Origin of the sequence: Arthrobacter sp. L77 (assembly GCF_000816565.1) — a bacterium.
GTDB classification, from domain to species: domain Bacteria; phylum Actinomycetota; class Actinomycetes; order Actinomycetales; family Micrococcaceae; genus Arthrobacter_D; species Arthrobacter_D antioxidans.
Genome location: NZ_JWSU01000005.1, coordinates 450,675 through 468,816, shown reverse-complemented (window position 1 = coordinate 468,816; position 18,142 = coordinate 450,675). Strand labels below are relative to the sequence as shown.

At 68.4% G+C, this 18,142-nt stretch carries 18 protein-coding genes, 1 tRNA gene and 1 rRNA gene; 8 read left to right on the top strand and 12 right to left on the bottom strand.

Going from position 1 to position 18,142, the window contains the following annotated elements; translation table 11 throughout:
- Positions 1-49 precede the first annotated feature (49 nt).
- Positions 50-166 (top strand): 5S ribosomal RNA (gene rrf, locus RY94_RS10225).
- Between the two features lie 109 nt (positions 167-275).
- Here the strand turns inward: rrf and RY94_RS10220 are convergent.
- Genes RY94_RS10220 through RY94_RS10210 form a run of 3 tightly spaced genes read right to left on the bottom strand, consistent with a single transcriptional unit; the run spans position 276 to position 3,743 of the window.
- Positions 276-1,733, bottom strand: a complete 1,458-nt coding sequence (locus RY94_RS10220; RefSeq protein ID WP_231554490.1) for a multicopper oxidase domain-containing protein — start codon at positions 1,731-1,733, stop codon at positions 276-278.
- Positions 1,730-3,118 (bottom strand): Tat pathway signal protein, encoded by a 1,389-nt coding sequence (locus RY94_RS10215; protein WP_052274225.1) that lies wholly within the window; start codon positions 3,116-3,118, stop codon positions 1,730-1,732. Before RY94_RS10215 ends, RY94_RS10220 begins: the two co-directional genes overlap by 4 nt.
- Positions 3,111-3,743, bottom strand: coding sequence for a hypothetical protein (locus RY94_RS10210; RefSeq protein ID WP_052274224.1), 633 nt, complete (start codon positions 3,741-3,743; stop codon positions 3,111-3,113). Before RY94_RS10210 ends, RY94_RS10215 begins: the two co-directional genes overlap by 8 nt.
- Positions 3,744-3,916: 173 nt before the next feature.
- On the opposite strand from RY94_RS10210, the gene RY94_RS10205 reads away from it, so the two are divergent.
- From RY94_RS10205 to RY94_RS10195, 3 genes are all read left to right on the top strand, one after another.
- On the top strand, positions 3,917-4,411 hold the full coding sequence (locus RY94_RS10205; protein WP_156135122.1) for a hypothetical protein: 495 nt from the start codon (positions 3,917-3,919) through the stop codon (positions 4,409-4,411).
- Positions 4,408-5,775 carry an FAD-binding oxidoreductase gene (locus tag RY94_RS10200; RefSeq protein WP_043444563.1) on the top strand — a complete coding sequence of 456 codons (1,368 nt, stop codon included), beginning with the start codon at positions 4,408-4,410 and terminating at the stop codon, positions 5,773-5,775. The genes RY94_RS10205 and RY94_RS10200 overlap by 4 nt, the downstream gene beginning before the upstream one ends.
- 100 nt (positions 5,776-5,875) lie before the next feature.
- A complete protein-coding gene (locus RY94_RS10195) occupies positions 5,876-6,484 on the top strand; it encodes a DUF4190 domain-containing protein (RefSeq protein ID WP_043444562.1) in 609 nt (202 codons plus the stop codon).
- Between the two features lie 57 nt (positions 6,485-6,541).
- Here the strand turns inward: RY94_RS10195 and RY94_RS10190 are convergent, their stop codons facing one another.
- The 4 genes from RY94_RS10190 to RY94_RS10175 all read right to left on the bottom strand — a co-directional run bounded on the left by RY94_RS10190 (position 6,542) and on the right by RY94_RS10175 (position 11,532).
- Positions 6,542-7,903, bottom strand: coding sequence for a DUF4032 domain-containing protein (locus RY94_RS10190; protein WP_043444561.1), 1,362 nt, complete (start codon positions 7,901-7,903; stop codon positions 6,542-6,544).
- Positions 7,904-8,043: 140 nt separating this feature from the next.
- On the bottom strand, positions 8,044-9,132 hold the full coding sequence (locus tag RY94_RS10185; protein ID WP_043444560.1) for an ABC transporter ATP-binding protein: 1,089 nt from the start codon (positions 9,130-9,132) through the stop codon (positions 8,044-8,046).
- A 131-nt stretch (positions 9,133-9,263) separates the two neighbouring features.
- Complete coding sequence (gene otsB, locus RY94_RS10180) at positions 9,264-10,043, bottom strand: trehalose-phosphatase (protein WP_043444559.1); 780 nt, start codon at positions 10,041-10,043, stop codon at positions 9,264-9,266.
- Positions 10,033-11,532 (bottom strand): alpha,alpha-trehalose-phosphate synthase (UDP-forming), encoded by a 1,500-nt coding sequence (locus tag RY94_RS10175; protein WP_043444558.1) that lies wholly within the window; start codon positions 11,530-11,532, stop codon positions 10,033-10,035. Before RY94_RS10175 ends, otsB begins: the two co-directional genes overlap by 11 nt.
- Before the next feature lie 172 nt (positions 11,533-11,704).
- On the opposite strand from RY94_RS10175, the gene RY94_RS10170 reads away from it, so the two are divergent.
- Positions 11,705-11,778 (top strand) — tRNA-Thr (locus RY94_RS10170).
- 90 nt (positions 11,779-11,868) lie between these two features.
- Here RY94_RS10170 and RY94_RS10165 read toward each other — a convergent pair.
- The 5 genes from RY94_RS10165 to RY94_RS10145 form a co-directional block, all read right to left on the bottom strand.
- Entirely contained in the window at positions 11,869-13,242 is a 1,374-nt protein-coding gene (locus RY94_RS10165) for an FAD-binding oxidoreductase (protein WP_043444557.1), read from the bottom strand.
- A 486-nt stretch (positions 13,243-13,728) separates the two neighbouring features.
- On the bottom strand, positions 13,729-14,121 hold the full coding sequence (locus RY94_RS16865) for a hypothetical protein (protein WP_052274223.1): 393 nt from the start codon (positions 14,119-14,121) through the stop codon (positions 13,729-13,731).
- Entirely contained in the window at positions 14,118-15,167 is a 1,050-nt protein-coding gene (rsgA, locus tag RY94_RS10155) for a ribosome small subunit-dependent GTPase A (protein WP_043444556.1), read from the bottom strand. The genes RY94_RS16865 and rsgA overlap by 4 nt, the downstream gene beginning before the upstream one ends.
- Before the next feature lie 208 nt (positions 15,168-15,375).
- The gene (locus RY94_RS10150; protein ID WP_043444555.1) at positions 15,376-16,086 is read right to left on the bottom strand and encodes a hypothetical protein; all 711 of its coding nucleotides are present in this window, start codon (positions 16,084-16,086) and stop codon (positions 15,376-15,378) included.
- Between the two features lie 110 nt (positions 16,087-16,196).
- Positions 16,197-16,700 carry a metallophosphoesterase family protein gene (locus RY94_RS10145; RefSeq protein WP_043444554.1) on the bottom strand — a complete coding sequence of 168 codons (504 nt, stop codon included), beginning with the start codon at positions 16,698-16,700 and terminating at the stop codon, positions 16,197-16,199.
- Between the two features lie 107 nt (positions 16,701-16,807).
- On the opposite strand from RY94_RS10145, the gene RY94_RS10140 reads away from it, so the two are divergent.
- From RY94_RS10140 to RY94_RS10130, 3 genes are all read left to right on the top strand, one after another.
- Positions 16,808-16,999, top strand: coding sequence for a hypothetical protein (locus tag RY94_RS10140; protein ID WP_043444552.1), 192 nt, complete (start codon positions 16,808-16,810; stop codon positions 16,997-16,999).
- Between the two features lie 44 nt (positions 17,000-17,043).
- Positions 17,044-17,424 (top strand): hypothetical protein, encoded by a 381-nt coding sequence (locus RY94_RS10135; RefSeq protein ID WP_156135121.1) that lies wholly within the window; start codon positions 17,044-17,046, stop codon positions 17,422-17,424.
- Positions 17,425-17,788: 364 nt separating this feature from the next.
- Positions 17,789-18,061 (top strand): hypothetical protein, encoded by a 273-nt coding sequence (locus RY94_RS10130; protein ID WP_156135120.1) that lies wholly within the window; start codon positions 17,789-17,791, stop codon positions 18,059-18,061.
- Positions 18,062-18,142: the final 81 nt, after the last annotated feature.

The following is an 18,142-nucleotide window of genomic DNA, read 5'->3' as shown; positions in this document are numbered from 1 at the left end:
CCATCAGGGCACCCGGGGGCACGGCACGGGCGCGTCAGGTAGCAAGGGTTACGGCGGTCATAGCGTGGGGGAAACGCCCGGTCCCATTCCGAACCCGGAAGCTAAGACCCACAGCGCCGATGGTACTGCACCCGAGAGAGTGTGGGAGAGTAGGACACCGCCGGACAACCATTACAGGAAGGCCCCACACCACCAGGTGCGGGGCCTTCCCACGTTAACCACCCACCCAGCACCGTCAATCGAAGGCCACGGCCACGAGGGCCGCGGTCGAGGAATCAGGACGCAGTGATCGGTATGGTGCGCGTCCCGAGCACGTTCCCGGTGATCCAGTCCTGCCACTCGACCCTCAGGTAGTACAGCCCGGGAGCCGGGGGGTGGAGCAGCATGTCGAAGCGCTCCGCCGCACCGTAGGCCAGCCGGCTGGTGATCAGAGGGTGGCCGGCGTCCCGGGAGCTCGGTGACGGTGCGCCCGCTGCGGACGTGTCCCGATACGGTCGCCCGTCGTGCGAGATCAGTTCGGCGATCCGCACCTCGGTTCCCTCCGCATCGGTGAAGGTCATCAGGTTGGGGAGGTAGTTGGCGTTGATCGTCCTCAGCAGGGTCGGCTTACGGGGCCCCCCTTCGACGTTCGCTCGCAGGCGGGACAGGCTCCACACGCGCTCCTTGCCCTTCGGCCGCCGCACCATTTCCCCGCCCAGGAGGTAGAAGTGCTTCGGCTCGAACCGGTTGAGGCCGGCGTCCTCCCCTGACAGACCCTCGGCATGGCCCATCCGGTGCCACCGGGGGTCGAGACTGTATGGGGCAACCACGGCCTCCGTGTCGATGTCGTACTCTGGTCCGTCCGTGAACGCGCGCCGTGCCCCCGGGCTCACCGGGTAGTCCGGATGCACTACCGGGTCGACCACCAGCGGGCCAAACATACCCATCTGGGCATGCAGCGGCGTGTTGACGTGGCAGTGGTAGAAGTACGTCCCGGCTGCCCCGTTGTTCGGGTCCCCGGGACGGCCGGGCTCCGGCTGGAACTGGTAGGTGTACTGGCCGTCGACCTCGAAGGAGGTGTGTCCCACGCCGTCGTTGCGCGGATCGGGTTCCATGCCGTGCCAGTGAATGGTGTGGGGACCCATGCTCGGATGCACGGTGCCGTGGAAGACCTTGCCTTCCTGCAACCTCAGGGTGGGGCCGGGGAAACCCCGTTCGTAGGTCTGGTCCTCGAAACTCCACATCTCGAACACAGCGCCGTCGTCCATCCTGAGTTCCCGCTTGTGCACATCCAGCTGAACCGCGAGTGCCGGGGTCTGTCGGAATTCCGTCACCGGATTGCTCACCTCCAGCTGGTCCGAGCTGAAATCCACCTGGCTCCGGAACCGGTGCTCCAGCATCTCCTCCGGCGTGCCGACGGGTGGCACCTGCGGTGCGGAGGTGACCGAAGGAGTTGCCGTGGGTGAGGCCGTCGCGGTCGGTGTGGGGGACGGGCTGCGCGGGGGTGTCGCGGTCGGCGTCGGGCTCGGCTTGACCGTGGTGGGGCGCGGAGTCGGGGAGGGCTTCTGGGTGGTGGGTTTCGGCGTAGGACTCGGCTTCCGCGTCGGTGCGGCGCGGTCCCGATCCTCGGAACGGCGTTCGGCGTCCGCACGCTTGCGTGCTTCCTCCTGCCGCTTGCGCTCGGCGGATTCCTGCGTTTTTCCGACGGCACGGACCGAGCGCGGGCCGATGCGTCTGCGGCTGAAGATACTCATCGTGCACCTCCCGTGTCGGGGCCCTTCAACGTCCAGTGGGCAACGAGGCCGCCGGGGTAGAGTCCGCCGGCGGCGGTCTGGGACGGCTCGGCATGGCAGTGCATGGGATAGACCCAATCCGTGGTGCGAGCGAACCAGACCGGGTCGATCGCATCCGGTGGTCGCTTGATCGGAATGATGCAGTCCTTGCGGTTCATCGGTTCCAGTTCGACGACGTCCTCCCACTGCTGGAGGATCACGTGCCCGTCACCGTCCACGAAGCCCTCACCCCGCGGCCAGTCGATGTTGTTCTTGCCGACGGTCCAGATGTGGTTCCCGTGGAAGTGCATCTGATGGAACGCGATTCCTGGATTGACGAGCCGGACGAGTTGGCCCCCGCGGAGGGTTCCGAGTTCGCTCCCTTCGCCGAACTGCCGTACGTCGAGTTGCCGCGGGTAACCGGAGATCAGGGTCTCCTCCTCGCTGGCCAGGTTCAACTCGTCGTCGAAAGTGATTCCGAGGGATTCGAAACCGCTGCGACCGTTGAGCGTGAAGTAGCGCGGCACCGCCCGGGTCTGCACTGGATCGACGGTCTGACCCGAGGCCTCCATGGCCGCCCACCGGGGTTCCACCGCGTGGCAGATCCACACCCACTGGCGCTCGAAGGATGCGCGGCCCTCCGCTATCTCCCACCGGTGGTCGGGATCGATGACCACCAGCACACCGAACAGGCCCAACACCCGTTCGACCGGCGCGTTCGTCGGGTCGGCGAAGATGTACGTCCCGGGCGGCGGGCAGTCGAACTCCAGGAGGGCCACGGAATCGGGGGCGATGGAACCGGAGGTGAGGTCACCGCCGTCGGGCCCCGCCCCGAAGACCGTCAGGACGTGGGGCTTCCCCAGCCGGTTCTGCACCCTCAGGCGGACAGTACTCCCCGACTCGGCGATGACGGTCCGCGGCGGGAAGTAGCTTGCCCAGTAGTTGCGGCGGATGAAGTACTGGCCCGGGTTCACAGGATCCGGGCCGACCGGCGTCGGTGTGCCTCGTGGAGGCACGGGCGCGCCGAGGGGGTAGCTGCGGCTCTGCACCACATCGCCCGCAGCGGTGATCACCGTCGGTTCCGTGGTCAGGCTCGGGCTCGGATCGCCGATATCGGTGGGCCGGCTGCCGAAACCGCGGTGATACACGAGGGTGTCGTCGACCATCTTCAGGTAGCCCTCGTTGATGTAGAGATCCAGCACTCCCTGCAGCGGCGCGAGCGCCAGTGGTATCGGGGCCCGTGCCACACGTCGGGGTGGTGCCGCCGGTTGAGCCATCGACAGCGCCGCGAGTCCCAGCCCTGCTGCTGCACCGAACCTGAGGAAGTCCCCTCGGGCCAATACTTCGGGGGGCAGGGGTTCAGCCATGGTCGTCCTCCAGGGAGCCGGGTCGAAGGGATATCCGGGGGAGGGCCAGCGCCAGCGGAGCCGGACCGCCCCACGGGTCGGTGAACTGGGCCGCGAGGCCTGAGGCCCCGATCGGGACCAGGAAGCTGATCCACAGACTGTGCTGTGAGTTCGCGGTCAACAGGATCTTCGAGACGTCGGCAGCGCGGTTGGTCACCGTCGTCGTTTCGCTGACGAGAAGGCGCAACTGTCCCGGCGCGAACAGCACGTCACTCTCCGAGGTGTTGCGCACGTCGAGCCTTATTGCCAGATGTTCGCCCCACGTGTGGTTGAAGGGTTGGGACAGCGCCCCGGGCGGAGCGGCTCCCATCGTCGAATGGGCACTCGGGTGTGCGCCGCCGGCGCCCACCAGCCGGGCCTGCCGCTCGGCGGCCGCGATCCGGACGGAACCGAACGACGTCGGAACCTCCTCGGTGCCGCCGGAAGCGACGACGACGCCCCAACCCGCCGCGGTACCCACGGCACCCGTGCCTAGCAGGACGCCGAACACTCGTCGGCTGAGTCCGTCGGGACGGTCGGCTGCCTCCCCGGGCATCAGGTCGGTCGCATCCCGTCGGGCCGGCGCGAGCTCCTCGATCGTCATCATTTGCCTCCGTGTCGTAGGTGGACGCTGCAGGGCCGATTCTCTGCAGTCGACCTTGGAAAAATGCTGTGCCCGCGAAAATACTCCGCGTGCACCCTCGATTGCGCTTCGCCCGTCCCGGCACCCCCGTCGGTGCCGAGCCACGGCCCGCCCCGGCGGAACGGTAGGGTCGAGACATGAGTGGTATGTTCTCGCATCCGTCCGCCGCGGCCGACTTCCCGGAGGCGCGGCCGGAGCTTCATGCGTCGGTGACCGTCCCGGCATCCATGGACCATGCCTGGGCAGGGCTGACGCAGCACCTCCACCTGTGGTGGCCGGCCGATGAACTGAGCCGCTGGGGTGAGGACAGCTTCTTCGACCTCGAGGACAACGCCCTCGTCGAGACGTCTGCTCGCGATGACGAGAACGTCTGGGGCGAGGTGACCGACAGCAGCCCCGGGGAGTGGCTCCAGCTGTCGTGGCGGCATGTCGGTTCCGCGTCGACGACGGTGGTGCGTATCGAGATGGCAGCAGGTGGAGGAGCAGAAGGAGCCGCTGAATCCCGCGTCACGCTCACTCTCACCCACGGCGGGTGGACGGCCGGGGATCCGAAGGACGTCTACGATTTCTACCGCGCGTTCTGGCCCGATGCGCTGTCGCGTTACCGACGCTTCATGGGCGGGAACCGATGATCCACCCAGCGCTCGATGAGCTCCGGAACGCCCTCCCGGGTCGCGTGTCGACCGCCCCTGAGGACCTGGACGAGTACTCCCGGGATCGTGGTCCCGTTCTCGAACCAGCGCTCCCCGGCGCGGTGATCCGTGCCCGCACCGTGGAGGACGTGCAGGTGGTGCTGCAGTGGGCAACCCGTCATCGTGTGCCGGTGGTGAGCCGGGGCGCAGGGTCAGGGGTGTCCGGTGGCGCCCATGCGACGGAGGGCTGTGTGATCCTCTCGCTCGAGCTCATGGACAGGATCCTCGCGATCAACCCGGACGACGAAACCGCCGTCGTCGAACCCGGAGTGATCAACGCCGACCTCGACACGGCTGCTGCGGAGCACGGCCTGATGTACGCGCCGGACCCCGCCAGCTACCGGTGGTCCACCATCGGGGGGAACGTCGCCACCAATGCGGGGGGTCTCCGCTGCGCGAAGTACGGGGTGACGCGCGACTCCGTTCTCGCGCTGAAGGTGGTCCTGGCGGACGGCACCCTCATCTCGACGGGGCACAGCACGTTCAAGGGAGTTGCCGGGTACGATCTGACGGCGCTGATGACGGGGTCGGAGGGAACCCTCGGCGTGGTCGTGCAGGTGACCGTCCGTCTCCGTTACCTGCCGCAGGAGGTCCACACCCTGGCCGCCTTCTTCGACGACTTCCCCCGGGCAGCAGCCGGTGTCCTCGCCATCGGTCGCGCCCGGGTGCAACCCTCGATCCTGGAACTCCTCGACGGGAGGACCCTCGATGCACTGGACGGCGTGCACGGTTCCGAGCTCCGTCGGCGAGGCGGTTCGCTCCTGCTGGTCAGGACGGACGGTTACGGTGCTGCGGCCGAGGCCGAAGCCATCCGGAGGGTCCTGATCGGGCTGGGTGCCGATGTCAGCCAGGAGGGATCGGAGGAGGCCGAGCGGCTCGTCGACCTGAGGCGCCACAGCCGGGGAGATGACGTGGATGACCTGTTCCGCGTGGGCGAAGACGTCGCCGTACCGAAATCCCGGCTCGTCGACTACGTCCAGGCACTCGAAGTGATGGCGGACAGGCATGCCGTCCATCTGAAGGTCGTGGCCCACGCCGGTGACGGCAATCTCCATCCCACTTTCTGGGTGGCGCGTAGCGAGGGTCCTCGATCCACGGTGCGGCTGGATGAGGCGCTCGACGAGTCGGTGCGCCTCGCGCTGGAGTTCGGCGGGACGATCACGGGCGAGCACGGCGTGGGACAGTTCAAGCGGAGATGGCTTGCCTGGGAGCAACAGGCGGCGGTCCTCGACCTGCAGGCCCGCATCAAGGAGGTCTTCGACCCCCTGGGCATCCTGAATCCGGGCAAGGCCATCGTCGCCTGATCGTTGCTGTCCCTGCCGGATGGGCAACGGCGCCCGGTGATAGTGTTCAGGAAAGTGTCGGAAATCTCCGTCAATTCCACTACATCTTTTCGGGGGCACCATGTCTGACAACAATCCGGGATCGCAGGGCGGACCGCCCTACGGTGAGCGTGACAAGCCGCAGTACGGGGAGAACGAGCCGAAGTACGGCGAGAATCAGCCGCAGTACGGGCAGCAGGATCAGCCGAAGTACGGCGAGAATCAGCCGCAGTACGGGCAGCAGGATCAGCCGAAGTACGGCGAGAGCCAGCCGCAGTACGGGCAGGCTCCGTCTCCCTACGGGCAGCAGGGCTCGGCTCCCTACGGGCAGCAGAGCCCCTACGGACAGGGTGCCGGCAACTACCCCGGACAGCAGGGCTACCAGGTCCAGACGGCGGAGAACCCCGGCAAGACGCTCGGCATCGTCGGCTTCATCCTTGCCATCCTGATCGCTCCGGTCGGCCTCGTCATCAGCATCATCGCCTTCGTGAAATCCCGGAAGGCCAAGATGGGCAACGGGTTCGCCCTTGCAGGCATCATCATCGGCGCTGTATTCACGGTCCTGGGAGCAATAGCTCTGATCGGTCTCATCGCCTTGATCCCGGCGTTCACCGAATTGGCCGAGCTGTGCCAGGGCGTGCCCAGTGGCACCCAGGTCGAGTTCCAGGGCACGACGACCACCTGCCCGTGACAGCACCCTAGACGAGGACCGGCAGCCGATGGCTGCCGGTCCTTCCGCGTTTAGGGCCTAGTTGTCCCTGTGCTCGGAGTCCTCGTCGATGCCGATGGTCTTCGCATCCGCCGTCAGCATGATCTCCGCCTCGTCACGGCGGTGACGGAGTTCGTCGTCGAGGTAGGACTGCACGGCTTCGGCCATCGGCACGTTCCTGTCCTCCCGCTCTGACATGTACCACCGGTGCTCGAGCACCTCGTGGACCACTTCGGCGGGCTCGAGCTTCCCACCCAGTTCGCGGGGGACGGCGCGGACGATGGGCTCGAAGACCTCGTTCACCCAGAGGTGCGCCGTGAACTCCTCGTCCAGCGTGGGGTTGTTGTCCGCCCGGTAGGCGTCCATGTCGTTGAGCAGGCGCCGGGCCTGGTTCTCCTGCGCGTCCAGGCCGGTCAGGCGGAGGAGTCTCCGGCTGTGGTGCCCTGCATCGACGACCTTGGGCTGGAGCTGGATCTGCGTGCCGTTGGCGGCCGTCTTGATCGCGTACTCCTCGACGTCGAAGCCGAGCTCGTTGAGCCGGCGGATGCGGGCTCCCACACGCCACCGGTCCCCGAGTTCGAACGATTCCTGCTCCGTCAGCTCGCTCCAGAGGCGTCGGTAGCTGTCCATGATCAGCTCGCTGGTGGCGAGCGGATCCACCTTCTCCTCGATGAGGCCACCCTCCGCGAGGTCCATCAGCTCGCCGGCGATGTTGACGCGGGCGATCTCGAGGTCGTACTCGCGCTGGCCGGTGGACAGCTCGGGGTAGAGCTCGCCCGTCTCGGCGTCCACGAGATACGCGGCGAAGGACCCGGCATCGCGCCGGAACAGGGTGTTGGAGAGGGAGACGTCGCCCCAGTAGAAGCCGACGAGGTGCAGGCGCACGAGGAGCAGCGCCTGCGCATCGATGAGGCGGGTCAGTGTGTCACGGCGGAGGGTCTGGGAGAACAGCGCCCGGTACGGGAGTGAGAACTTGAGGTGGCGGGTGACGAGGACGGGATCGAGTTCTTCGCCCTCGGGCGTGGCCCGGCCGGAGATGACGGCGACGGGCTCGACGCAGGGCACGTCGAGGCGCTGGAGCTTCCGGAGCATGTGGTACTCGTGGCGCGCGATGTGCTCGCCGGTCTCCTTGACCGCGATCACGGATCCGCCGAGGTGCGCGAAACGCACGATGTGCCGGGAGATGCCGCGGGGGAGGGCGGCGAGGGCACTGGCGGGCCATTCCTCGAGAGCGATATGCCACGGCAGGTCGAGCAGTTCCGGGTCGGTCGCTGCCGCGGTGATGTTGAGGGATCCCAGGTTGGGGACCTCGGAGGACGCGGGACGTACCCGCGGCAGCTTGCCGGTCTGACCGTAATCCGTCGGCTCGTCATGCCACTGCGCGTTCGAGGTCTCTGTCATGGGTGCTGCCTTCGTGTCTGGGCGGGAAATGAGCCTGCATCAAGCGTAGTGGCCGTTAAACGACAGCGGTGGCTTCCCCAGGGCCTCCGAAGGATGCCCGGCGAAACCACCGCCGTCGTCGTGCGTGATCCGCGAGGAACCTAGATCGTCTCGGCCAGGCGGAGTCCGTTCGTGGTGTCGAACAGGTGCACGTGGCCCTGCTCGGGGCGCACGTAGACACTGTCGCCCTTCATCGGCGGGCGGCGCCCGTCGACGCGAACCACCATGTCGTGGTTCTTGCCGTCCAGCGTGGTGTGGCCGTAGATGTAGGCGTCGGCGCCGAGTTCCTCGACGACGTCGACCTCGACCTGCAGTCCCTCACCCGCGGCCGCGAGGACGAGGTCCTCGGGGCGGACGCCGAGCGTCACGGTGTTGCCGGCCGCGGCGTCGAGGACGGTGCGCGGGACGGGATAGACGATGCCACCGAAGAGGACTCCGCCGTCGGCGACGGGCAGTTCCAGGAGGTTCATGGCCGGAGAGCCGATGAAGCCGGCGACGAAGACGTTCTTGGGCCGCTCGTACAGGTTGCGCGGGGTATCCACCTGCTGGAGGATGCCGTCCTTGAGCACGGCGACGCGGTCACCCATGGTCATGGCCTCGACCTGGTCGTGCGTGACGTAGACCGTCGTGACGCCGAGGCGGCGGGTCAGCGAGGCGATCTGCGTACGCGTCTGCACACGGAGCTTCGCGTCCAAATTGGACAGGGGCTCGTCCATGAGGAAGACCTGAGGGTTACGCACGATCGCGCGACCCATGGCGACACGCTGGCGCTGGCCACCGGAGAGGGCCTTCGGCTTGCGGTCGAGGTAGTCCTCGAGGTCGAGGAGCTTCGCCGCTTCGCGGACTCGCTCGGCGCGCTCCTCCTTCGAGACGCCGGCGATCTTGAGCGCGAAGCCCATGTTGTCGGCCACCGACATGTGCGGGTAGAGCGCGTAGTTCTGGAAGACCATCGCGATGTCGCGATCCTTCGGGGGGACGTCGGTGACGTCGCGGTCGCCGATGAGGATGCGTCCGGAGTTGACGTCCTCCAGCCCCGCGAGCATGCGCAGGGAGGTGGACTTCCCGCAACCGGAGGGCCCCACGAGGACGAGGAATTCGCCGTCGGCGATGTCGATGTTGAGCTTGTCGACGGCGGGCTTCTCGGTGCCCGGGTACAGGCGCGTGGCCTGGTCAAACGTTACCGTTGCCATGGAATTGGTTCCTTTTCACGGGCAGGTACGTGCCCGACGATCCGTAGTGAATGGAATGTATTCAGTTGTTGCGCGTGGTCCGCCAGCAGTACCGGTGACGTTGGTCACGCCTCCTGAGTATGACACGTTCCCTATCCGGGTGCACCTGCCGCGCGCAGCGTCGCGAGTTCCTCGAGCACCTCCGTGAAGGCCTCGGGGGTGGCGACGGAGAAGGACGCCGCAGTGTCACCGGGGCCGATCCTGATGCCGACGTCGTCCGCGCCGAGGGTCTGCTGGGCATGCTCGTCCGTGACGTCGTCGCCCGCGAAGAAGACCGCCGTCGCTGCTGCGGCCTGTCGCAGCAGCGTCAGTCCCTGGCCCTTGTCGGCCTCGACCACCGAGATCTCGAGCACGCGCTTGCCGTCCGTGATGCCCACGCCGTCCAGGAGGGCGAGCTCCGTCCGGGCCGCTGCCACGGCGGCGTCGGCGACGGCGTCCGCGGCCGTCCTCGTGTGGAGCACGACGCCGGCGGGCTTGAACTCGATCCGCGTCCCCGCGTGCGCGGCGACGACACGTTCGACGACGGCGACGGCACGCGCCAGGAGGTCGGACTGGTCCGGTGTCAGCGCCAGCGGGGCGCGGTCCGGCCCGGTCCAGGTCTCGGCGCCGTGGCTGCCGATCAGCATCGTGTCCGCCGGCGGGTCCGCGACGGCACGCAGGCTGTCGAGGGCCCGTCCGGAGATGAGCGCCGTCGTCGTGCGGGGCAGTCCTGCCAGCACCCGGACTGCTGCGGCCGACGCCGGGAGGGCGCGGGCATCCTCCGCCCGCTCGACGAGCGGGGCGAGCGTGCCGTCGAAGTCGAGGGCCACGAGCAGGTGCGGCGTGGAGGCGAGGGCCTGCAGCGCAACGCGCAGGGCCGGCTCAATCGCCACTGCCGGGACCTTCCGCCTGGAGAGCGGCGAGGAATGCCTGCGACCAGCGCTCGACGTCGTTGTGGACCACCTGGCGGCGCATGAGTCGCATGCGCCGCATGGCTTCGGGCTTCGGCATGGTGACCGCGGTGAGGATGGCGCTCTTCAGCCCGTCGATATCGTGCGGGTTGACGAGGATCGCCTGGCGCAGGGTGTCCGCCGCGCCCGCGAACTCGCTGAGGACGAGCATGCCCGTGTTCCCGGTCCGCGCGGCGACGTACTCCTTGGCCACGAGGTTCATGCCGTCCCGCAGGGCCGTGACGAGCATGACGTCCGCAGCCAGGTACAGCGCCACCATCTCCTCGACCGGGTAACTGTGGTGCAGGTAGCGGATCGCCGTGTTCTTCATGGTGTCGTGCGTGCCGTTGATGCGGCCCACGGCCCCCTCGATGTCCTCGCGCAGGAGGCGGTACTGCTCCACCCGCTCGCGGCTGGGGCTGGCGACCTGGATGAGGGCGGCACCCTCCACCGTGATGGCGCCGTCCTCCAGCAGTTCCCCGTAGGCCTTGAGGCGGTGGCCGATGCCCTTGGTGTAGTCGAGCCGGTCGACGCCGAGCAGGATGTGCTCCGGGTCGCCGAGTTCACGACGGATCTCCTTCGAGCGTTCGATGACGTCCGGTCGCTGCGCGAGTTCCGTGATGGATGCGGTGTCGATGGAGATGGGGAACGCCTCGGCCCGCGACACGTAGCCCGGTGTGCCGTCGGCGCCCGCCGGGACCTGCACCTGCTGGGCCTTGATGGTGTAGCCCTTGAAGCGGCGCACGCACCGCAGGAAGTTGCTCGCGTCGCTCGGGCGCTGGAAGCCGATGAGGTCGGCGCCGAGGAGTCCCTCGATGACCTGCCGGCGCCACGGCAGCTGTGCGTAGATCTCCAGCGGGGGGAACGGGATGTGGTTGAAGAAGCCGATCTTCAGGTCCGGGCGGGCCTCGCGCAGCATCTTGGGGACGAGCTGCAGCTGGTAGTCCTGGACCCACACCGTGGCCCCCTCCGCCGCGACGGACGCCGTCGCCCGCGCGAAGCGCTCGTTGACCCGCCGGTAGGAGTCCCACCAGGTGCGGTGGAACTCGGGGGAGGCGATGACGTCGTGGTACAGCGGCCAGAGGGTGGCGTTCGAGAACCCCTCGTAATACAGCTCCACCTCCTCGGCACTGAGCGGCACGGGCACGAGGCGCATGTTCGCCTCGTCGAAGGGCTCGAGCGTCTCGTCGGGTGCGCCGTGCCAGCCGACCCAGGCGCCGTCGGCCTTGGCCATCACGGGCGCCAGCGCGGTGACGAGACCGCCCGGCGAACGCCGCCACGAGCTCTCACCGTCCTCATCGACGATGCGGTCCACCGCGAGCCGGTTGGAGACGACGATGAAGTCGAACTCACCGTACTGGCCGTCCGCCGAGAACGACGCCTTGACGCCTGGTGTGGTCGAGGGTTGTGCAGCACTCACAGCGGGCTCCATAAAAGTAGTTGGTCTCGGAAATGACTCTATCCGGTCGGGCGCTGCCGGACGCGTGGCTGATTTCACGCGGTGCCGGCGCTGGGCTACCCTTATTGAGCGCTCGGCGTCATGCCGCCCCCGGCAGTCTCCACCCAGGACCATGACGACGGCGCCGCGCTGGCTCGGTCAGCACGCCTCCTTAGCTCAGTTGGCCAGAGCACCGCTCTTGTAAAGCGGGGGTCGTCGGTTCGAATCCGACAGGGGGCCCGACGAAAGAACCGCGCCGCGACTGGGAACCCTCCCGGTGGCGGCGCGGTTTTCGTTTGTCCTGGTATCGGGGAACCCGCTACTACCCCGCTACGGCGCCGGCCGGATGTTCTGGTTGGAGCGGAAGAGGTTGGTTGGGTCGTATTTGGCTTTGGCAGCGCTGAGTCGGTCGTAATTCGCCCCGTAGGCTGCCTTCACCCGATCCTCACCTTCATCGCCCAGATCGTTGACGTAGACCCCGCTCACCGCGAAGGGCTGCAGCGCCTCGAACAACGCGCGGGTCCAACCGACGTTGCGCTCCGTTTCAGCCGGGTCGGCCCACTGGGACAGGATGAGGAGTTCGATCTGCGACCGGCGATGAGGGAACGCCGTGGCTGCGGTGTCGACTCGCGCGGCCGCACCGTGCATCTGCTGCATACCGATGCTGCTCGCCGGTGAGGGCAGCTCGGCCGCGAAATGGAGCAGGATGTCAATGGCGTCGTCGGTGAAGTCCGTGAAGAAGCTCGATTTCCAATAGTGGTTCTGGCCCCGAGGAAAGCCCGCATCATGAGCGCTTTGCAGTTCGCAATAGTCGGTTGGTGCGACTATGTCCACCGCCGGGCCGAGATCGCGCAGGGGTCGGAGCGCCGAATCCGCCCCGCGGTGCTCGCCGCTCCAGCACACGCCGACGCCAAGAACAGGGCGCCCCGAGTCGTCGCGCCCCAAACTTGCTGACATCGAGAGTTCATCGGGACACGAGGCGGCGAATTCGGGGTAGAACCGCAGGACCTCGCGCGTGCGCTCCGCCGGGAACAGGAATCCTCCGGCAAGGACCGGTCCGACGGGATGCAGCCGATAGGTGAACGAAGTGACCACGCCGAAGTTGCCGCCGCCTCCCCGGATCGCCCAGAAGAGGTCTGCGTGCTCGTCGGCGCTCACCGTCAGAAGCACCCCGTCCGAAGTGACAATATTGGCGGCGAGCACGTTGTCGCAGGCGAGACCGTGCTTGCCGTTGAGCCAGCCGATGCCGCCGCCCAGAGTCAGGCCGGCGATGCCGGTCACCGACACCACTCCCAGCGGCGTGGCAAGGCCACCTGTCTGGGTGGCGCGGTCAAGGTCGGCCAGTAACGCCCCGGCCCCGGCCACGGCGACGCGCCGTTCGGCGTCGACCCGAATCTTCTTCATGCCTGAGCAATCCAGCATGAGCCCACGGGCGATAACGGCACTCCCGGCTACGTTATGACCGCCCCCCTTGGCGGAGACGGGGAGATGGTTTGTCCGTGCGAAGCTCACCGTACGGCAGATATCTTCGGCGTCGGCTGGGCGGACGATAAGGGCGGGACGGCGGTCGATCATCGCGTTGAAGACCTTCCGGGCGTCGTCATAACCGTGTTCGCCGGGGTGGAAAAGCTGGCCCTGAAGGGCCGAACTCAGAGCGCCGACGGCGGACGGGTCGAGCGATGGCCAGGGAGTTGGGATATCCACGAAAGGGCACCTTTCTCGATCCGGACGCCATCGCGTCCCGTGGGCCAAGCCGATCGAACGTGCTGTCAGGCGTTTTGAGCCTACGCTCCCTACAAATGCTGTCAACGAGGGAACATGACCTGCCTCCCCCCGCGCGACCAGGGTCATGGCGAAGAACGAGGCAATGCGGGACATGGTCGCAAAGGTGCGCTGCGGGAGCTCCAACGGGCGTCCCAAACCAGTCCGGCATGGTCCGCAGGCCTGAGCGACCCACGGCGGTGATCGCCCAGCCGACGCCACCGATGGCGTAGAGGCTGATGGGCACGAGCAGGCACCACTCGCGGATGGAACCGGCGTTGGCGAGGACGGGGACGGCGAAGTAGCCGTTCTTCTTCCACATCCGGTTCACGCCCGGGAGCGCACCGATCGCCTTGGGCGGCTTGATGGTGGACGGGTAGAAGAGGTCGCAGCCGCCGGTGCTCGTTGTGTCGTCGATGATGTGAACGATCACGCCGATATCCATGGCCAACGGGAACCGGAACTGCTCCTCAGGGGCGAAGGCGGTGACGCACGCACCCGCGGCGAGGCCGACGGCCACGGGGACTTCTCCAGGCCGTCCGGGATGATCTTCAGGTCCTTGGCGGCGAAGGCCGCCAGCAGGACGGTGAGCAGCCCGGCGCTCGGATAGATGGTTCCGAACGGCTCGGTCTCCATCGTCCAGAGGCCGGCCACCCAGGCGACGGTGATGAAGGCGACGATCCAGAGGAGGGAGTGGGCGCTGTGGCGGTGGCCGACGGGGTTCACGCCCAGCAGGCCCGGGCCGAGACCGATGGAGTCGGGCAGGAAGGGAGCCTCCGCCGGCCGCCTCCCCGCCGTCGTCGTCGTCGAGGTGCCCGTCACCCTTCCCGGAAACGGTTCCGGTAGTCCTTCGCCAGGACTGCATCCCGGACCGTCCGACGAAACGCCTTCCCCTGACGACGCTGCTCCGCGACGTTCTGCCGCCGGTGGAGGCTCGCGAGCTCGCGGTCCATCTTCCGGTAGCTCAGCCAGCGTCGTTCCTCCAGGTCCCCGGCGGCGATGGCGGACTGCACCGCGCACCCGGGTTCGGTCTCGTGCGCGCAGTCGTGGAACCGGCATGAGGCGAAGAGCTCCTCGATGTCGCCGAACACCTGGGACAGCCCCTCCTCCGCGTCCCAGAGGGCGAAGCCGCGCAGCCCCGGCGTGTCCATCAGGACGGCACCGTCCCCGAGCGGCACGAGTTCCCGCGCCGTGGTCGTATGCCGCCCGCGTCCGTCGCTCGCGCGGACCTCGCCGGTGTCCTGCCGGACGCCGCCGGTGAGGGCGTTGATCAGGCTCGACTTGCCGGCACCCGAGGGGCCCAGCATCGCCAGGGTCTGCCCGGCGCCGATCCGCCCGCGCAGTTGCTCGAGGCCGTCACCGGCCTCTGCCGACGTCGTCAGCACCTCCACCCCACGGGCACGTTCGACCGTCTCGGCGACCACGCCGTCGAAGCGCGAGCTGAGATCGGCCTTGGTCAGGATGACGACGGGCACCGCGCCGGAGTCCCAGGCAGCGACGAGGGTGCGCTCGAGCCTGTTGGTCGAGAGCGGCCGGTCCAGGGGCACAACGACGCCGAGGAGGTCGATGTTCGCGGCGAGGACCTGGGGCTCGGACAGCGGATCATGGGCCCGTTTGCGCTGGAGCAGGGACCAGCGCGGAAGGTGCCCGGTGATGGCGTGGGCGTCGCCATCGCCCTCCAGCCCCACCCAGTCCCCGGTGACGAACGCGTCCGGGCTGTCGAGGTGCAGGATGCCGCGCCGTGTAGCGACCATCACCCGCCCGCGGTCCGTGCGGACGACCCTGGCCGGATGCACGCCGGACGGATAGTGGAAGGAGAAGAGGGCGCCGATGCGGTCGGTGAAGCCGTACTGCAGGAGAGTGTTCAACGCGGTTCCTCCGGAGGAGGCCTCCCGCGGGGCGCGGCTAGGGCGCCGAGGTCGGGGAGGCGGGGTTCATGGGGTTGTTGTCGGCGCACAGCGCAACGGCAAGGACCTTCTTCATGACTCCACCTCCTCGTGCTCTCCGGTGGCTCCTCGAGCCTCCGGGCCTACAGCCTAGCGGGGCCGGCGGGGGAAAGGAACAGGCGCCGCGGGCCTAGTGCGACCGCCGTGGGACGAGCGGCCCCAGGACCTTCACGAGTCCCACGAGGCAACCCATGATGATGACCGAGAGTACCGCGAGGAAGGGCATGTTCGGCTGCCTCCGCGCTTCCGTCCGGTCGATCGCCACGGCCTCGTCGGCGCTCGCCGACGCGGAGGCCGTGGGCGTGGAGGGTGTCGCGGAAGGGGACGGGGAGGGTGTGGAACTCCGGGTGGGCTCGGCTGACGGCGTCTCCTCCGCCGGCACCTCCTCGACGATCGGAGGCGGCGGCAGCACCTCGGGCGCCGGAGGCAGGGGGGCCACGGGAACCACCGGCTGCGCCGGTAGCGGGACGGGGACCGGTGCTGGCGCGATCGGTTCCGGCGTCGGATCCGGGGTCGTCGGTGGTGGCGTCGTCGGCTCGGCGGGCTCGACCGGGGGATCGGTGACCACCGGTGGGGTTGTCGGGAGGGGGTCCTGCGGCGTCGTCGGCTCGGACGACGACGACGGCGACGGCGACGAGGTCGGTGGGGCAGGGGAGGTCGTCGCCGGTGTCGAGGGGGTGACCCTGCCCGGGCTCCCGGGGGCCTGGGTCCCGGGAGCCTCGCATCCCGCGGCGCCGACGCCGGGGCATACCTCCGCGGCCGCAGCGGGCAGCGCCCCGAGGGTGAGGCCGCACAGCATGACCGCGGTGGCGGGCACGAGCGGGTACAGGCGCTTGCTCACGGGGCTCCAGGATCTCGACAGGCTACTGACTTCTGGTGGTCACACTACCAATCCGGGGCTTCCGCAGCGGACCGTTGCGCGATCGGACGGGATGCCGGAGCGCCCCGGGATCAGCGCGGCGGCAGGCGGCACAGGGCGACGCCCAGGTGCCCTGCGTCGATGGTCGCGGTCATGAAGGTGCAGTGCGGCTGGCGCCGGCGGTCCGTGGGGGAGCCCGGGTTGAGCAGGCGGAGCCCTGTTGCAGCCCTCGTGTCCCAGGGGATATGGCTGTGCCCGAACACCAGGACGTCGACGTCGGGGTAGAGCGCTGCCATGCGGGCCTCCCGCCCCTGCTTCTGGCCCGTCTCATGGACGACGGCGAGACGGACGCCGTCGAGCTCGGCACGGGCGACCAGGGGCAGGCGTGCCCTGAGGTCCCCGCCGTCGTTGTTCCCGTAGCAGGCGATGAGGCGGCGGGCCCGGGCCTCGAGCTCGTCCAGGAGTGGCGTCTCGGTCCAGTCGCCGGCGTGGACGACGACGTCGGACGCCTCGATCGCGTCCCACACCTCACCGGGCAGCTGTCGCGCCCGCTTGGGCAGGTGGGTGTCGGCGAGGACCGTCAGGAGGAGGGGCATCCAGCCATTCTCCGGTGTGTCCCGGGACCCGTGACAACTGGGAGGCGTTGTGCCATGATCCCCTAAGCACGCTTACTAATCGGTGTCCGACCCATCAGGAGGCAGCCATGGAGATCGACAGGGCGCAGATCATCGATCTGCTGAAGAGCCAGGGCAGGAACGACGACGCCGAGCAGGCGCAGTCCCAGCTCCCCGACCAGGTGGACCCGGAGCAGCATTCCGACCTCCTCGCCAGGTTCGGCATCAATCCGAAGGACCTGCTGGGCAAGATCCCCGGACTGGGCGGCTTCGAGGGCTAGGAACGTCCCCGGGCCGCCGTCGCCAACGATCGAAGGAGTCAGCTGTGGATACGAATCAAGTGGTGTGGATCGTCGTCGGGATCATCGTCGTCCTTGCCGTCATCGCCGTCGTGGCGATCCTCGTCCGCAAGCGCGGAGCGACCCAGCGCCGACACCGGGAGGACCAGGACCGGCACCGCGCGGCCGAGATGCGCGAGCAGGCGAACGCCACCGAACTCGAAGCGCGCGAGCGCGAGGCCAAGGCATCGATGGCGGAAGCGGAAGCCCAGCAGGCCGAGGTGGAAGCCGAGAGGCTCCGCCAGCAGGCCCAGGAGCGGCACGCCGACGCGCAGGGGCTGCGTGAGGAAGTGACGCATCATCATCAGGAGGCCGACACGATCGACCCGGACGTCACACGGGACGACGATCAGCGCGGGGGTCGCTGACCGGCCCTGCCCGACACCCGGAAGGGAGTCGGCCACCCGGGCGGGTCTTTTTCCTGCGTCTGCTGCTCCTCGGTAGCGGATGGTGTCGATCACCGTGACGCGGACGGCGACGACGGCCGGGACGAGCCCGTATGTCGTGGGTCCGTGGGGCCCGGCCCGCTCCTGCCGGGCAGGGCGCGCGAGCAACCCGTGGAGTGGCAGGGTCGGCGCCCCGAAGGCGCGGGCGGATCATGCCCGGCTCCGCCGCACGGCCGGGCACCGAGCCTGCCTCCGGATGCAGCCCATGGATCACCGGCCCGCCGGTGTGAGGGACACAATAGCGACGGCTGGCCGTGATTTGCGGTTGCCACCCCATAGTTGAGCTATGAATCAATGGCAGGGCCTCCTCAAGCAGTGCGCCCGGAGTATGGGTCTCGATCGTGGGCACAGGCGCGCGGCCTACGCGCTCGCAGGGGTGGGCGTCTTCTGGGCCGTCGGCCTGTTCGGCGGTCTGCGGATCCTGCACAGCGCCTCGTCGCCGATGACCACCCTCGTAGTGCTGTACGTGATGCTGGCCGCCGTTGCACTCTCCGTGGTCGTCGCCGCAGCCGCGATCGCCGAGCTGGGTCGGCACGCAGCGGCGAGGCGCCGGCGCTAGCCGCCTCGGGAGGCTCGGCCCTCCCCGATCGACCGACGCGATGGTCGATCTCGCGGGGGCGAGAAAACGCTCGGCAGGCGC

What these genes read in the sequence shown, in the direction of transcription:
- RY94_RS10220 (WP_231554490.1), bottom strand. Translation starts at nt 1,733, where the DNA reads ATGAGTATCTTCAGCCGCAGACGCATCGGCCCGCGCTCGGTCCGTGCC.
- RY94_RS10215 (WP_052274225.1), bottom strand. Translation starts at nt 3,118, where the DNA reads ATGGCTGAACCCCTGCCCCCCGAAGTATTGGCCCGAGGGGACTTCCTC.
- RY94_RS10210 (WP_052274224.1), bottom strand. Translation starts at nt 3,743, where the DNA reads ATGATGACGATCGAGGAGCTCGCGCCGGCCCGACGGGATGCGACCGAC.
- RY94_RS10205 (WP_156135122.1), top strand. Translation starts at nt 3,917, where the DNA reads ATGAGTGGTATGTTCTCGCATCCGTCCGCCGCGGCCGACTTCCCGGAG.
- RY94_RS10200 (WP_043444563.1), top strand. Translation starts at nt 4,408, where the DNA reads ATGATCCACCCAGCGCTCGATGAGCTCCGGAACGCCCTCCCGGGTCGC.
- RY94_RS10195 (WP_043444562.1), top strand. Translation starts at nt 5,876, where the DNA reads ATGTCTGACAACAATCCGGGATCGCAGGGCGGACCGCCCTACGGTGAG.
- RY94_RS10190 (WP_043444561.1), bottom strand. Translation starts at nt 7,903, where the DNA reads ATGACAGAGACCTCGAACGCGCAGTGGCATGACGAGCCGACGGATTAC.
- RY94_RS10185 (WP_043444560.1), bottom strand. Translation starts at nt 9,132, where the DNA reads ATGGCAACGGTAACGTTTGACCAGGCCACGCGCCTGTACCCGGGCACC.
- RY94_RS10175 (WP_043444558.1), bottom strand. Translation starts at nt 11,532, where the DNA reads ATGGAGCCCGCTGTGAGTGCTGCACAACCCTCGACCACACCAGGCGTC.
- RY94_RS10145 (WP_043444554.1), bottom strand. Translation starts at nt 16,700, where the DNA reads ATGCCCCTCCTCCTGACGGTCCTCGCCGACACCCACCTGCCCAAGCGG.
- RY94_RS10140 (WP_043444552.1), top strand. Translation starts at nt 16,808, where the DNA reads ATGGAGATCGACAGGGCGCAGATCATCGATCTGCTGAAGAGCCAGGGC.
- RY94_RS10130 (WP_156135120.1), top strand. Translation starts at nt 17,789, where the DNA reads ATGAATCAATGGCAGGGCCTCCTCAAGCAGTGCGCCCGGAGTATGGGT.